The organism is Mycobacterium shunyiense (assembly GCF_058270075.1).
The window spans coordinates 194,378-209,434 of sequence record NZ_JBZDPU010000007.1 but is presented as its reverse complement, the minus strand read 5'-3'; the positions used below and the strand labels follow the sequence as shown (position 1 = coordinate 209,434).

13 protein-coding genes are annotated in these 15,057 nt (G+C 65.4%); 4 read left to right on the top strand and 9 right to left on the bottom strand.

The genetic code is table 11. The features are described 5' to 3' along the window. Positions 1–72 precede the first annotated feature (72 nt). Entirely contained in the window at positions 73–2,373 is a 2,301-nt protein-coding gene (locus AC4ELH_RS06570) for an MMPL family transporter (RefSeq protein ID WP_498883518.1), read from the top strand. A 95-nt stretch (positions 2,374–2,468) separates the two neighbouring features. On the opposite strand, the gene AC4ELH_RS06565 is transcribed toward AC4ELH_RS06570, so the two are convergent. From AC4ELH_RS06565 to AC4ELH_RS06525, 9 genes are all read right to left on the bottom strand, one after another. After that, positions 2,469–3,659 carry an acyl-CoA dehydrogenase family protein gene (locus tag AC4ELH_RS06565; protein WP_498883516.1) on the bottom strand — a complete coding sequence of 397 codons (1,191 nt, stop codon included), beginning with the start codon at positions 3,657–3,659 and terminating at the stop codon, positions 2,469–2,471. A gap of 2 nt (positions 3,660–3,661) precedes the next feature. Continuing rightward, the gene (locus AC4ELH_RS06560) at positions 3,662–4,705 is read right to left on the bottom strand and encodes an acyl-CoA dehydrogenase family protein (RefSeq protein ID WP_463790150.1); all 1,044 of its coding nucleotides are present in this window, start codon (positions 4,703–4,705) and stop codon (positions 3,662–3,664) included. A 33-nt stretch (positions 4,706–4,738) separates the two neighbouring features. Then, entirely contained in the window at positions 4,739–5,578 is an 840-nt protein-coding gene (locus tag AC4ELH_RS06555; RefSeq protein WP_448442938.1) for an amidohydrolase family protein, read from the bottom strand. Beyond that, positions 5,575–7,197 (bottom strand): acyl-CoA synthetase, encoded by a 1,623-nt coding sequence (locus tag AC4ELH_RS06550; RefSeq protein ID WP_448442936.1) that lies wholly within the window; start codon positions 7,195–7,197, stop codon positions 5,575–5,577. Before AC4ELH_RS06550 ends, AC4ELH_RS06555 begins: the two co-directional genes overlap by 4 nt. An 8-nt stretch (positions 7,198–7,205) precedes the next feature. Then, a complete protein-coding gene (locus tag AC4ELH_RS06545; RefSeq protein WP_498883513.1) occupies positions 7,206–8,453 on the bottom strand; it encodes an amidohydrolase family protein in 1,248 nt (415 codons plus the stop codon). Between the two features lie 4 nt (positions 8,454–8,457). Next, entirely contained in the window at positions 8,458–9,279 is an 822-nt protein-coding gene (locus tag AC4ELH_RS06540; RefSeq protein WP_448442932.1) for an enoyl-CoA hydratase, read from the bottom strand. A gap of 112 nt (positions 9,280–9,391) precedes the next feature. Beyond that, complete coding sequence (locus AC4ELH_RS06535) at positions 9,392–10,399, bottom strand: dihydrodipicolinate synthase family protein (RefSeq protein WP_498883512.1); 1,008 nt, start codon at positions 10,397–10,399, stop codon at positions 9,392–9,394. Positions 10,400–10,407: 8 nt separating this feature from the next. Beyond that, a complete protein-coding gene (locus AC4ELH_RS06530) occupies positions 10,408–11,202 on the bottom strand; it encodes an SDR family NAD(P)-dependent oxidoreductase (RefSeq protein WP_064886199.1) in 795 nt (264 codons plus the stop codon). A gap of 41 nt (positions 11,203–11,243) precedes the next feature. Further along, a complete protein-coding gene (locus tag AC4ELH_RS06525) occupies positions 11,244–12,005 on the bottom strand; it encodes a crotonase/enoyl-CoA hydratase family protein (protein ID WP_003881296.1) in 762 nt (253 codons plus the stop codon). A 261-nt stretch (positions 12,006–12,266) separates the two neighbouring features. On the opposite strand from AC4ELH_RS06525, the gene AC4ELH_RS06520 reads away from it, so the two are divergent. From AC4ELH_RS06520 to AC4ELH_RS06510, 3 genes are all read left to right on the top strand, one after another. Then, positions 12,267–13,007, top strand: coding sequence for a TetR/AcrR family transcriptional regulator (locus tag AC4ELH_RS06520; protein WP_179964497.1), 741 nt, complete (start codon positions 12,267–12,269; stop codon positions 13,005–13,007). Positions 13,008–13,207: 200 nt separating this feature from the next. Then, positions 13,208–14,200: an alpha/beta hydrolase gene (locus AC4ELH_RS06515; RefSeq protein WP_064886198.1), complete on the top strand. Its 993-nt coding sequence runs from the start codon at positions 13,208–13,210 to the stop codon at positions 14,198–14,200. Then, entirely contained in the window at positions 14,200–15,057 is an 858-nt protein-coding gene (locus AC4ELH_RS06510) for an SDR family NAD(P)-dependent oxidoreductase (RefSeq protein ID WP_448442927.1), read from the top strand. The genes AC4ELH_RS06515 and AC4ELH_RS06510 overlap by 1 nt, the downstream gene beginning before the upstream one ends.

The following is a 15,057-nucleotide window of genomic DNA, read 5'->3' as shown; positions in this document are numbered from 1 at the left end:
GTTCGTGCACCGGGGATGGGCTTCGCAACAAACGATAGCTGACTCCCATATTGAGAGCCTACTCTCACTTATATGTCCACCTATCTGTACCGGCTGGGGCGCTTTGCGTTCGGTCGTCCATGGCTCGTGATCGGCGGCTGGCTTGCCCTGATCGCTGTGGTGGCGGGCCTGCTCGTGACCAATCCACCGAGGATCTCGAACGAGATGCGCATCAACGGCACACCTGCCCAGGAGGTCATCGACAACCTGGCGCAGCGCATGCCCGAATCCTCGGGCGGACAGGGGCTCATTGCCTTTGCCGTCCCGACGGGCCAGCGCATCGACGACCACGACAACAGCGCCGCAGTGCTGCGCGCTGTCGACTCCATTTCGCGGTCCGAGCACGTGCTCGACCCCCGCGCACTGGCCCAGGCCGAGTTGGCCAAGGGACCGGCCAGCCCCACCCTGACCGCCTCGGCGGCCATCGCACGGTCCGAGGTGCCGGCTGTTGCCGGACCTGACGCCCCGCACCCGATGATGGTCAACGGCCAACCCGTGCCCGGCGTGCTGGTGTCTGCTGACGGCGTCGCGGCCCTGTACCAGTTCCAATTCGACAAGCAGACCGCGGAATTGCCGTCGGGCACCGTCGAGCACACGGTGACCGCTGCACGCGACGCGGTCTCGGGCACAGGGATCGACGTGCTGCCCTCGGCAAGCATGGTCGAGATGCCTGAAATCGTCGGTGCCGGTGAGGTCATCGGCCTGGCCATCGCCGCCCTGGTCCTGGTTGTCACCCTCGGCTCACTGGTTGCCGCCGGGCTGCCCCTGGCCACCGCGCTGAGCTCGGTAGCCGTGGGTGTCGGCGGAACATTCCTGTTCTCGCACCTGGTCAACATGCAGTCGATGACAGCCGTACTGGCATTGATGCTCGGCCTCGCCGTCGGCATCGACTACGCGATGTTCATCGTCAACCGACAGCGGCGGCTGATCATCGACCAGGGTCTCAGTGCCGGCGAGGCGGCCGGGCGGGCGCTTGGAACTGCCGGTAGCGCAGTCATTTTCGCGGGAACGACGGTGGTGATCGCGCTGGTGGCGCTGACCGTGGTCGGCATCTCGCTGCTCACCCCGATGGCATTGGCCGCCGCTGCCACCGTGGTCGTTGCCGTGATCGCAGCGCTCACGCTGCTACCCGCCCTGCTCGGTCTGGTCGGCGAGCGCATCTGTTCGGACAAGACCCGGCGCGCGCAGTCCACCGAGAAGGGCACCGATCACCGTTTCGCGACTGCCTGGGTCGGTGCGGTCCTGCGGCACCGGGTGCCCGTCGCCGTCGGTGGTGTGGTGATCGCCGCGCTGCTCGCGCTGCCGGCCCTCAACATGTCGATGGGTCTGCCCGCCGGTTCCAGCTACAACCAGGGCACACCTCAACGCGAGAGCTATGACCTGGTCTCCACCCACTACGGCGAGGGCTACAACGGGCCGCTGGTCGTAGTAGCCGAACCCGCGGCGGGCAATGGCAAGCTCACCATCGCCGACCTCCTGGACACCAACAACGACCTGCGCCGACAGAGCGGCGTCGAATCGGTCAGTCTGCAAAAGGTCAGCGACAACGAGGAATTCGCGCTGTTTTCGGTGGTGCCCGACACCGGGCCAACCGATGATGCCACCGCCCAACTGGTCCGCGACATCCGCGCGCACGCCGGCCCGCTGGCCGAACTGCACAACGTCGACCTCGGCGTCACCGGTATCACCGCGATGGGCGTCGACACCACCGATCGCCTCGCCGAAGCCGTACCGCTCTACATCGGCGTGGTCGTCGGCCTGTCACTGCTGGTGCTGCTGGTGGTGTTCCGGTCGATCGCGATACCGGTCAAGGCGACCGTCGGATTCCTGCTCAGCGTGCTGGCCACGTTCGGGGCCACCACCGCATTGTTCCAATGGGGTTGGTTCCAACAGCTGTTCGGCTTGAGCGCGACGGGGCCGATCCTGAGCCTGCTCCCGATCATCGTGATCGGGGTGCTCTATGGCCTCGCGATGGACTACCAGGTGTTCCTGGTGTCGTCGATGAAGGAGGCCCATGTGCACGGGCACCGCGGCGATGACGCGGTGTCACATGGGTTCACCCAGGCCAGCCGGGTCGTGGTGGCCGCCGCAGTGATCATGATGTCGGTGTTCGCGGGGTTCGTGTTCAACGGCGATCCCATGATCAAGCAGATCGGTTTCGCGCTGGCGTTCGGGGTGTTGATCGACGCGTTCGTGGTGCGGATGGCGATCGTGCCTGCCGTGATGTCGATGCTCGGCGACAAGGCCTGGTGGCTTCCCAAGCGGCTGGAGCGCTTCCTGCCCAACCTGGACATCGAGGGCGATCAGCTCAACAAGCAGTTGGCCGAGGCCTGATCCCCTCCGATCCCCTCCGCCGAAACGGTATTCCAGCAGGAAAAGTGCGAGTAAAGCCCTGCTGGAATGCCGTTTCGGCGCTGGAGCTGGACCAGTCAGGAAGCCTTCGCCTTGGGCGCCGAGTAGTTCGGCTTGCCCAGGCCCAGCACGTGCTGGGCGATCATGTTGCGGAACACCTCGAGCGTGCCGCCGTAGATGCCGACCAAGGGCGCGAACCGGTACACGTACTCACTGCGGTCATCGGCTCCCCCGTCGGCCCCGATCGGCAGTGCGGCCACTGATCCGGCGATGTCCATCAGATCCGGGGCGATGTCGCGCATGGTCTGAGCCAACGCGACTCGGCCGAAAATGCTGGGCGACGACAGTGACGCCTCCAGACGAGCCACACTGCGCCCCAGTCGATATGCGACCGATCCATCGTCAACCGCGGCGTGACCACTGGCATCGGGAGTACCCACCAGCGCGGCCACGTTGTCTGCCGCCTCGGCCATGAATCCGGCCTGATGCATCATGATCGCGACATCGGCCAGACCATCGTCGGCGGCCGCGACCGCCCCATGCTCGGCGTCGAGTGGTTCACGCACGACCGTCCAGCCACCGTTGACGTCACCGAGCCGGTACTTGTCGTCGACCCGAACATCAGAGTAGTAGACGATGTTCGTGCGGTCACCGTCGATCGTTCGGATGCCCTGGATCTCGATACCGTCGGAGTCCAGGGGCACCAGGAACATGGTGAGGCTCTTGTGTTTCGGCGCGTCCGGATCGGTGTTTGTGATCAGGAAGACGTACTGGCAGTTGTGCGCGCCGGTGGTGAACATCTTGGACCCGTTGACTACCCACTGATCGCCGTCCCGGACCGCGCGGGTCTTACACGTCGCGACATCGGAGCCGCCCTCGGGTTCGGTGTAGCCCAAGCACATCCGGACGGTGCCGTCGTACACCCCGCGCAGCACGTCGTCACGGATCTCCGGGGCGGCGAACTTTGAGACGGAACGAGCGATCATGATCGTCGTTCCCCAGGTCACCCACGGCACCTCGGCCCGGCGCTTCTCCAGCTGCCAGATCCGCGACTGCACCCGGGTGAACCCACCATCGGCTTCGGACTTGAACTCCTTCTCCAGGTACCCGGCCGCGCCGAGGGCCAGATGGACGCCCTCGTCGAAGTTGTCACCGGTCTCGCGGTCGCGACGGATGACGTCCTCGGTCACGACATTCGAAAGGAACTCACGTACCTCGGTGCGGAACGCCTCGTCCTCAGCGGACAGTTCGACTGTTGAGAAATCCATATCTAAACCTTGCTTTCACGAGCCGAGACGATCTGAGCGATGTGCACCGCGGTGGCACCCGGGTCACCGCCTGCCAGCGCCCAACCGCGCGCCCGCACCAGGTACGCGGTGGCCGCCGCCTCCGCCGACACCCCGAGGCCGCCCTGTACATGCACCGCCATGGTGGCGGCCTTGGCGGCCTCCTCGGCCATGAAGACGAATGCAGAAGGAGCCAGCTCCGGCCGCTCGTCCGGCTCGTTGTCGAGGAACCACGCCGCCCGACGCGCCAGTCCGCGCCCGCTCTGAACCGTGATCGCGATGTTGGCCAACGGATGCGAAATGCCTTGCAGCGTCCCGATCGGCACCCCGAGGGTGTACCGAGACTTGGCGAACTCGGCAGCGATCGTCATCGTCTCCTCGACCAGACCCACCAGCGCCGCCGCGGTCAGAAGACGCCATTCATCCAGCGCCCGTTGATATTCCGTCACGGCGTCGGTACCGCTGGCCAGCACCACCCGGGAGTCCGCGGCTGCCGGATCCACCCACGCCATCGGCAGTTTGCCGATGTTGTCGACGCGGGCTGGGCGGCTGGAGAATCCCAGCTGCACGATGCTGTCGCCGTCGCGGACGACGATGTGGTCGGCGATCGATCCAATCGGGATGAGCCGGGCACCGGTCGGCGCCACCTGCTGCGGATCGAGTCCGACGATCTGGGTGCCCTGCACGATCTCTTCGGACTCGCATGCGCCCAGCCGGGCCAGCAACCGCGCCGCGACGACATGGTCGATCCACGGCACGGGCGCCAGCGAGCGGCCGAGTTCCTCTGCCACCAAGGTAAGGTCCACCAGGGTCGCCCCGTCACCGCCGACGGATTCCGGGAGTGCCATCGTGGTGGCGCCCATGGCGCACAACCGTTCCCACAGACTCTTGTCGAAACCCGAAGGCTCGGCGGCACGCACGGCCTCGATGTCGGAGTGCGTCTTGAAGAACTGCCGGTACGCGGTCTGCAGGTCGACATGGTCCTCGGTCAGGCTGTAATCCAGCCTGCGCAGTTCGTAGCGGTCCATCCGTGCTCCTTTCTCGGCTTCGCCGAGGGCGTCCTAGTCGTCTCTGCCGAAGAAGAACTCCGCGGCATTGTTGTAGAGGTAGTTGTCCAGCACATCGGCAGGCAGGTCGAGCGCCAGCGCCTCGGGCACGACGCGCTGCATGCGCAATACCGGGAAATCCGAGGCGAAGATGATCTTGTTCTTGCCGCGGGTCCGCATGAAGTGCAGCAGTGACTCCGGCAACCGCTTGGGTGACCAGGCCGACGTCATCAGCCGCAGGTTCTGGTATTTGATCAGCATCCGGATCGCGATGTCCCACCACGGATCTGCGCCGTGGATCATGCACAGCTTCAACTCCGGGAACCGAACGCACACGCGGTCGAGGTGGATGGGGTTCTGCACCTCGCCCGGAATCGGCGGGCCGGGAATACCGGTGTTGACGCACAGCGGCAGTTCCATCTCGGCGCATTTGGTGTAGAGCGGATAGTACACGGCATCGCTCGGCGGATACTGCCCGTCTCCCCAGAAGCTGGGTCCGACAACGGTATAGGCGACCGGAAGGTCGGCTGTGACGGCTGCGAGTTCACGCAGCGACGGGATGGGACGCAACAGGTTGACTCCGCCCATCGCCAGCGCGAAGCGCTCCGGATGCGCCTCGACGAACTTCCGCGCGGTCACCGACGGTTTGGCCAGCGAATCCATCAGGATCGCCTTCTGCACACCATGGGTGTCCATCTCGTCGAGCAGCTCCGACAGGTCGATGGGGTCGTACATCGACTGCGGGCCCTTGAAATAATCGTCGCGCACTTTCTTCATGAAGGTCGGCTGGTTCTCCGTCTCGCCGAAGTGCACGTTGGCCAGACAGTCGATCACCCGATTCTCTGTGCGTGTCATGCCTTGATCTCCGCCTGTTCCGAGGCCAGGCCCTTGGCCCAGCGATAGTCGGCCTTGCCGTTGCCGAGTCTGCGAATCTCCTCGACGAACAGCACGTCCTTGGGAAGTTTGAACCGGGCCAGCTGGGTGGCGCAGTGCTCCCGGAGGGCATCGGCGGCGACCGCGTTGCGAACAGCCACCAGGGCCACGATCTCTTCGCCCCACCGCTCACTGGGCCGGCCCACCGCCAGCGCATCGACGACCAGCGGATGCGCGCGCAGCACTTCCTCGATCTCCTCGACGAACACCTTCTCTCCACCGGTGTTGACCACCAACGAATCCCGGCCCAACAGGCGCAGGGTGCCGTCGGACTCCAGCGAGGCCCGGTCACCCGAGACGACCACACGCTCGCCGGCCACCTCGGGGAAGGTCTTCACTGTCGCCGCTTCGTCGTTGAAGTAGCCGAGTGGGATTCGGCCGTTACGCGCGACCCAGCCCACCTCGGTGTCGCCGGGATCCAGGAACCGGGAGTAGTCGTCGGCCAGGACCAAACCTCCGGCCCGCAGCTGGAAGGTCTCGGCGGTGGGGGTTTCGCGTTGGGTGTGGCCGAATCCCATATTGCCGGTCTCCGAAGAGCCGAACCCGTTGATGATGGTGATCTGCGGGATATGTTCCAACAGCGCGCGTTGATGTTTCGGGTTGGTTGCCGCCCCACCCGTGCCGATCGCGAACATCGACGAGAGGTCATAGGATCGCCGGCCCAGCTCCTCGACGATCGGCGCGGCATACGCGTCGCCCACCATCGTCATCAGCCCGATCTTCTCCCGCTGCGCGGTTTCGAGCACGGAGCGCGGGTCGAAGCGTGGCTTGGTGTCGTGCAGCACCACGGTCTGGCCGGACAGCAGGCCGGAGAACGCGGTCCACATCCCGGCGGCATGCATCAACGGCGATACCGCGAACCACGGCGGGCCGGCGTTGACCACCTTGTCGTGGATCTCGCTCACCTGCTCGTGGTCGGCACCGTTCATCGAGGACACGTAGATGTCGCCCTGCCGCCACATCACCCCTTTGGGACGCCCGGTCGTACCGCCCGTACAGACCATGAGCAGATCATCCGGGGAACCCAGCGGCGTGGTGTCGGTATCACCTTGCGCCAGAGCGTCTTCCAACGTGACCGACCCAGGTAGCTCGGTGCCGTCGCCGTCGTCGACCGAGATGAGCAATTCGGCTTGCAGCGCTTCATCCCCCAGTGCAGAGGCGAACTTCGCCCCCAGCGAGCGGTGGTAGATCACCGCCCGCGGCTTCAGGTACGCCAGCAGATCGGCCACCTCGCCCGGCGAGTAGTAGTAGTTGACGTTCACCGGGACCGTGCGCGCCTTGAGGCAGCCGATCACCATCTCGGGATACAGGTCGTTGTGCATGACGAGCGCGACCACGTCCTGGCCGCATTCCCAGCGGTTCAGGTCGCCACGTTCGCGGTGCGCGCCCAATCCGCGCGAGGCCAGAAAGTTGGCCAGCCGACTGGTCCGGTCAGCTCCCTGCGCGAAGGTAGTGCGGCGGGTGCCGCACACCGTCATCTCCCGGTCAGGTACCGCCTCGGCAATCGCGTCGACGACGGCGCCGATCGTCCATTCGGCCATGGCGGCGGCTAGACCGACACCAGGCCTGCGACGCCGGGCGCAGTCCGGGTCGGGTCACCGAGGAGCTCGAGTGCGTTGTCGCGCATCACCTTCCGGGTGTCTTCGAGGCTGAACTCCGGGAACTGCGGGATGTCCGCGGTGAAGGTGGTCGGGTCGGCCAGCCCCTCGCCGTGCGGCCAGTCCGACCCGAACAGGATCTTGTCCACCCCGATGGTGGCGGCGAGCAGCTTTACGTCGTCCTCGTAGTACGGCGCGATCCAGACGTTGTTGCGCAACTGCTCGACCGGATCCTCCTTGAAGTGGTACGGCGCATTGTTGGCCGCCTTCTTCAGCCGCTTGATCAGCCGGTAGACGAAGTAGGAGCCGTTCTCGATGCTGCACACCTTGAGCTTGGGATGCCGGGTGAACACCTGGTGCACGATCATCGAGGCCATGGTGTCGTGGATGGCGCGGTCATCCATGATCACCATGTCGAGCGGATCACGCCGGCCGAATCCCTTGAATACCCCACTGCCGCCCCACAACGCCGGCACCGCCATGTAGCCGGAGTCCGACAGGTGGAACACCACCGCGACACCGGCCTCGGCCAACCGGGCCCACACCGGATCATGCAACGGATCACCGAGGGAGCGCGGCCTGACCGCGCCCGGCACCGGGGCCGGACGCACACACACCAGCTTGGCGCCCCGGCTGATCACGAACTCGACCTCCTCGACCGCCTTTTCGGGATCGGCGAGCGAGATGATGGGTGCCGATACGAAGCGGCCGTCAGGCCGATCAAATCCCCAGTCCTCATCGAGCCACAGGTTGAAGGCGTGCACCGAGGCCATGGTGGCCTCGATGTCGTGCTTGAGCCCCTCCTCCACGCCGCAGGCGAAAGTCGGCAGCATGAACACGGTTTCGAGGCGCTGCCGGTCCAACACCTTCACCCGGGCATCGCGATTCTGATACTCGGGATGATCGGAGAGCCGGTCGACCTTCATCAGGGAAGCAGGGTCGACGCCCTCGGGGATCTCTCCCCGGAACAGCAGATCCAGGCAGCCCGGCTCGATGATCGGGTCGAACGTCGGGTTCGGGATGAAGTGGTTGACCGTTCCGCCCATCACCGCCAACGTGCGTTTGCCGTCCTGCACCATCTGCACACCGCGGCTCCTGAACTCCTTGGGCAGGTGCCGGGTGAACGCGTCGGTCGGCTCGTAGTAATGGTTGTCGACGTCGACAGCGAGGTACGGAAGCCGTTCTGGAGCTTCGGTCATGTCATCAACCTTCTTTCAGGGACGGGAAGTTCGGGGGCCGTTTTTCGAAGAATGCGGTGATGCCCTCGACGAGGTCGGGGCGGACCATGGACTCGTGCATGAGCTTCTCGGCCCGGTCGCTGACATCGACGACGTTGTCGTGGGCGTCGCCGTAGAGCTGACGTTTGATGACAGCCATCGAGGCCGGTGAACAGTTTCGAGCCAGATCTTCGGCGTACTCGAGTGCCCGGCTCAGCAGATCCTCCGGCGCCACAACCTCTTTCACCAAACCGAGTGCCACGGCCTCCTCGGCGAAGAAGGTGCGTCCGCTCAGCAGCAGGTCCGCCGACGCACCCCAGCCGGCCAGCCTCGGCAGGATCCAGGTGATGCCGTACTCGCCGATCAGCCCGCGACGGGGAAATGCGGTGGCGAATTTCGCTCCGGCAGCGGCGAACCGGACATCGCACATCAATGCGTGCGTGAGCCCGATGCCGACGCACGCCCCGTTGATGGCAGCGATGACGGGCTTGCGCAGTTCGGTCAGGAAATGCGGGTGGCGTTCGCCGACGATCTTGCTGACATCGGTGTCTTCGTTGATGCTGGCGCCGAGATCCTGCATGGCGCCCATGTAGGCGCCCGCGCAGAATCCGCGGCCGCTCCCGGTCAGCACGATCACCCGGACCGCCGGATCGGCTTCGGCGCGATCGAAACTCGCGTAGACGCCGGCCGAAATGTCCGCGCCCCAGGAATTCAACCGATCGGGACGGTTGAGGGTGATGACGGCAACCCCGCCGTCGGTCACCTCGTAGAGAACAGCCTCGGTTCCGACACTGTCAGCGACCGTCATCCGCCGATACCTCCCCGATGCCACACCAGCCGTTCAGACATACATACTGTATACCTATCGGTAGTGCATTCCGCAAGCCCGGCGTTGGTGCCGCGACCTGCACAAAGGCGGTTCAGGAATCGATCAAACCGAGCTTGCGATAAGCGGTCTCGATCTGGACCTTCGCCGCATCCGGCAACAATGCCTGGGGCGGACGGGAGTGCGGGTACTCGCCGACAGGCAACCCCAGCACCGAAGCTGCGTGTTTGAACGCGCCGGCCCAGTGGGTGAAATAGTCGGCTCGACCCGGATAACAGGTGAACCAGGAACCCATGTCCAGACCGAACTGGTCCAATCCGGACTCCCGGCCGAAGTCCATCGCCTCGATGAGCCGGTCGGCGCACACCAGGTCCCAGTACTCGGTGAAGATGCGGCGTTGCGGGGTCTCGTAGAGATATCCGGCAGTACCCAACTGGGCCGGGCAGACGATGCCCTCACGCAACCAGCCGGCCCGGTACACCGTGGTGTCGCACTCCCAGACCGCCAGGTACGGCACCAGCTCGTGTAGCCGACGGCTCGCGGCCGGCCGGAAGGCGCCCTCCTTGGTGGCGCACACCGCCGGGATCACCTCGGCGATCCGGGCGCTCTCGTCCGGTGCCAGGACATAGCCCGAGGACGGGGAATTGAACATGCCCAGGGCGATATCCGTGCGTTCGGCGATGTAGGAGAAAAAGCGAAGGACGCCCTCCCCTGCGTGCGCCTCCATCATGGGGGTCTGGATGTAGACGATGTCGGCGCCCGCATGTTGTGCGTGCAGCGTGAGCTCCAGACAGTCCTTGGCCGACGTGGCCGCGGTGCAGGCCTGCACGACCACACCCGGGTTGGCGCGGCGCCCCTCGTCGATCGCCACCTCGAGCAGTCGCTTGCGCTCGGCGAGAGTCAGCGCCCAGAACTCGGCCAAACCACTGGTACACCAGAGCATCTGATGACCGAGGTCGCCGACGCAGTAGCGCACCAGGTGCCGGTAGGCATCCCAGTCGATGTCGTCGCCATCGGTTCCGCAGAACGGGGTGTAGAGCGAGTCACCGATCCCCCGCAAGGCTGAGCGAGCCCAGTCCCGCGCTTCGGCTGCCGTTGCCATACCGCCCCCTAGATAAAGTCCGATCCGCCGTCCACGTTGACGTTGGCCCCGGTCATGTACGAGTTGCGCTTGGACGCCAAAAAGGCTGCGACGGGACCGATTTCACCAGGAAGGCCAGCACGCGGCAGGTGGGCCGGATGTCCGAAATGCTCATCGATGGCCGCCATCAACGCATACGGATCGTTGCCGTCGACACCAACCGTGTCGGCCCAGCCTCGCAGCGCTTCCGAGGAGATGCTGCCCGGCGAGACCACGTTGACCATGATCTCGTCCTTGGCCAACAACAGCGACAGATTCTTGGACACGCTGTTCAGCGCCGCCTTTGCCGCCGTGTAAGCCGGCAGCCGAGTGCTCTGCCGCTGGACCGAATGCGCGGAGAAATTGACGACGCGAGCCCATTCGGCGTTGCGCAGCAACGGCAATGCCGCCCGTACGCAGCGCACCATGCCCATCAGACCGGTGTCGAATGCGTCCCGCCACTGGTCGTCGGTCAGCTCTTCGAAGTTGCCCGCAGCACCCGGGCCGACCGTGTTGATCAACGCGTTCAGCTCACCCCACCGGTCGCCGACCTCGGCGAAAGCCTGCTCGACTTGGGAGCTGTCCGAGGTGTCGGCGACGATCCCGACCGCCTCCGGCGATCCCAGCCGACCCAGCTCCGTTGCGGCAGCATCGAGTACGTCCTGGGACCGACCGACGATCGCTATGCGCGCGCCGTCCTCGGCCAGACACTGGGCGGTTGCGAAACCCATCCCACGGCCACCGCCCACGACAACGGTGGCCGCACCTGCGAAACCGAGATCCATGGCCAGTTACTCCCCGGTCGCTTCGCTCCTGCCCGCCGGTCTCAGGAACCCGTCCAATTGGGCGCCCGCTTCTCGGCGAAGGCGATCGCCCCCTCCTTGGCGTCATTGGAGGAGAACACCGGTCCGAGCAGTTCGCCCTGCTTCTTCCACATCTCGTCGGCCGACCACTCCGAGGATGACGCGATGATCTCCTTGGTCACGGCCACGGCCAGTGGGCCGTTGGCGGTGATTCGATCGGCGAGTTCCAGGGCACCGTCGAGTGCCTCACCGGGCTCGGTCAGCTTGTTGACGAAACCCCACGCGGCGGCTTCCTCGGCAGTGAAGCTGTCGCCGGTGAGCGCGAGTTCCATCGCTTTCTGGTACGGAATGCGCTGGTGCAGTCGCAGCAGTCCACCGCCACCGGCCACGAGACCCCGCTTGACCTCGGGGATACCGAATTTGGCGACCTTGGAGGCGACCACGAGGTCGGTCGCCAGAACCAGCTCGGTACCACCGGCGAGCGCGAACCCCTCGACCGCGGCGATCAGTGGCTTGCGCGGCGGGCGCTCGGTGAAGCCGGCGCCGCGACCGGGCACGTAGGGCAGTTCCCCCGATGCGAACGCCTTGAGGTCCATGCCGGCGCAGAAGTTTCCGCCCGCGCCGGTCAGGACGGCCACCGACAGTTCTGGGGTGTCGTCGAGTTCGTCCATGGCATCGGCGAGGCCCTGGACCACCGCGAGATTGAACGCGTTGCGTGCTTCCGGACGATTGATCGTGATGATGAGCGTGCGACCCCGACGCTCCCGCAGAACTACTTCCGACACCAACTGCCCCTTCGCTTGCGGCCCAATTACCCGGAAAAGCCTACTATATGGGTTACAGTAAAAAGCCGGAACCCCGTCCAATACCTCCGAGCGACGCCGCGGCGCCCACTGTGGACGGCAGCAACAGAGAGGCTACCGGTAAGCTCGACAGCGACAAGACCCCGCGACACGCGCACATTGGCGCAGTTCAGGTGGTGGCCGGCGGTAAATTCACCTGCGATTGACCCGCGCCACAGGACGGCTTGAGCAGGATCGATTTCGATGGAGGTGCCCGCAGTGGCAAAGCAACCGACCGCTGAGAAACGTCAACGGCGCGAACGCGGGTCCATCAATCCCGAAGACATCATCAAGGGTGCATTCGAACTCGCCGAGCAGGTGTCGATCGACAACCTCAGCATGCCGCTCTTGGGCAAACATCTCGGCGTCGGCGTCACCAGCATCTACTGGTACTTCCGCAAGAAGGATGACCTGCTCAACGCGATGACCGACCGCGCACTCCGCGAGTTCGTGGTCGCCACTCCTTACGTCGAAGCGAAGGACTGGCGCGAGTCGTTGGCCAACCACGCCAGGACCATGCGAAAAGCCTTCATGGGCAACCCGATTCTGTGTGATCTCATTCTCATTCGCTCCGCCCTGAGCCCGCGTGCCGCACGCCTCGGCGTGCAAGAGATGGAGACCGCGATCTCCGGCCTGGTGGAGGCCGGATTGCCAGTCGAGGACGCCTTCGACACCTATTCGGCCGTCTCCGTACACGTGCGCGGCTCGGTGGTGCTGCACCGCCTCTACGAAAAGAACCGGGCCAACGACAACGCACCGGGCGACTACGAAGAGACCATGGTCATCGACCCGGAAGTCACGCCTCTGCTCGCACAGGTCACCACCGAGGGACACCGCATCGGCGCGGCCGACGAGAAGAACTTCGAGTACGGCCTTGAGTGCATCCTCGACCACGCGGCCGCACGGATCGCACAACCGACGGCGACCAAGTCCAAGCGCAAATAAGCGCAACCTTCACCTGAGCCGAAGTCGCCCCTGGCGCTCCGGCCACTTTCGTGCGCCACCAATCCGGATTTCCGTTCGCGGCCGGTCGATTTCGCGTACCCACCGCTTCCAAGTGAGCCGGCACCCAGCTCACCTGGCCCGTGACGTCATCGCCGATTGTTACATTGACAAATGTAACAGTCTGTGGTGACGTAACCCTCGTGACCGGAGTTGCCTCACCCGACCTGCCGGCTGTGCCCAGTGGCCGTTCCCTGCGCGCCGTCGTCGCGGCCGCCACCACCCGGTGGACGTTGGGCTGCCTCACCGGCGTGATCCCGATGAACCGTCCGGGAGTGTGGTTCTCCCGCGGACTGATCGCCACCATCATGGGGACGTTGGGATCGATGCCCGACGGCACCAGGGTCATCCCTGTCCGCCGGCCCGGACTGCGCGGCGAATGGGTGATCGGCCCGGGCGTGAAGTTCGGCACGCGCGCCGGCTATTACATCCACGGCAGCGCCTACGTGATCTGTTCGGCACACACGCACCGCAAGCTGGTGGCACAGCTTTCCCAGGCCACCGGCATCCCGTTTTTCTCGGTCGACTACCGCCTGGCTCCCGAACACCGATTCCCGGCCGCCGCCGACGACGTCGAAGCGGGCTATCGGTGGTTACTCGCGCAGGGATATTCGGCATCGGACGTCGTGATCGGCGCGGACTCCGCGGGTGGCCACCTGACCTGCGACCTGCTGCTCCAGCACGCCGACGAACCCGGTTTCCAGCCCGCCGGAGTCGTGCTGTTCTCCCCTCTGATCGACCTCACCATGGCACTCGCGCTACAGCAGGAACAGGTGCGCCGTGATCCGGCGATGTCGGCGACGGCGGCGCGGCAGTTGGTCGGGCTGTACACGGCGGCACAGAACCCCGACCAGCCGCGGCTGCGCCTCGACTTCGAGAAGGCGGATCGCCTGCCACCCATGCTGATCCAGGTCGGGGAGTTCGAAATGCTCAGCGCGGACGCGCGCTACCTCGATACCGAGATCACCCGGAACGGAGGGGTGAGCACCCTCGAGGTCTGGCCCGCCATGGTGCACGTTTTCCAGGCACTGCCCCGGCTGGCGCCCGAAGCAGCGACGGCGCTGCGGCGGGCGGCGGGGTTCTTCTCCGCCGTGCTCGCGGACGACCGACCCAATCCCCAGATGGAGGTGTGCTGATGTTCGGAATCGACATGCTGCTCAACGCTTTTCGTGGCGATCGGCGTTGCACCGAAGCGAAGGCGGTCGTGACCGGCGCAGGTAGCGGCATCGGGCGGTCGTTCGCCCTTGAGCTCGCCCGGAGGGGTGGCGAGGTCATCTGTGCCGATATCGATTCCGACCGGGCCGACGAGACGGTGGCACTGATCGAGGAACTCCGCACCGGGAAGGGCCACGCCGTGGTCTGCGACGTATCCGATCGCAGCGCAGTCGAGCAGTTGGCCAAGCAGGCCGCCAGTGTTTTCGGCGGTCCACCGACCCTGGTGATCAACAACGCCGGCGTCGGCGTCGGCGGCAAGCCCGTCGGCGCCATCGGATTCGAGGACTGGGACTGGGCGCTCGGAATCAACCTGTGGGGTGTGGTGTACGGGTGTGAGGTCTTCACGCCGATCCTGCGCGAGGCCGGCCGAGGCGGGATCATCAACGTGGCCTCGGCAGCGGGATTTGCTGCGGCACCGTCGATGGCGCCGTACAACGTCTCCAAAGCGGGCGTCATGTCGCTGTCGGAGACACTGACCGCCGAGCTCGCGGGCACGGGTGTCGCGGTGACAGTGCTGTGCCCGACCTTCGTGAAGACCAACGTCTTTCAGGACGGCCGCATCACCCCCGGCTCGATGAACCTCAGCCAGCAACTGGCCCGGTGGACCGGGCTGTCTCCCGAGAACGTCGCAGCCCGCACCTTGGACGCGCACGACAGCGGCCGCCTGTACGTGGTGCCCCAGATCGACGCCACTGTCATCTGGCACCTGAAGCGGCACTTCCCCGGTCTCTACGTCCGGGGCGCCGGACTGCTCGGCCGAGTTCTCCCCAAAGACTGA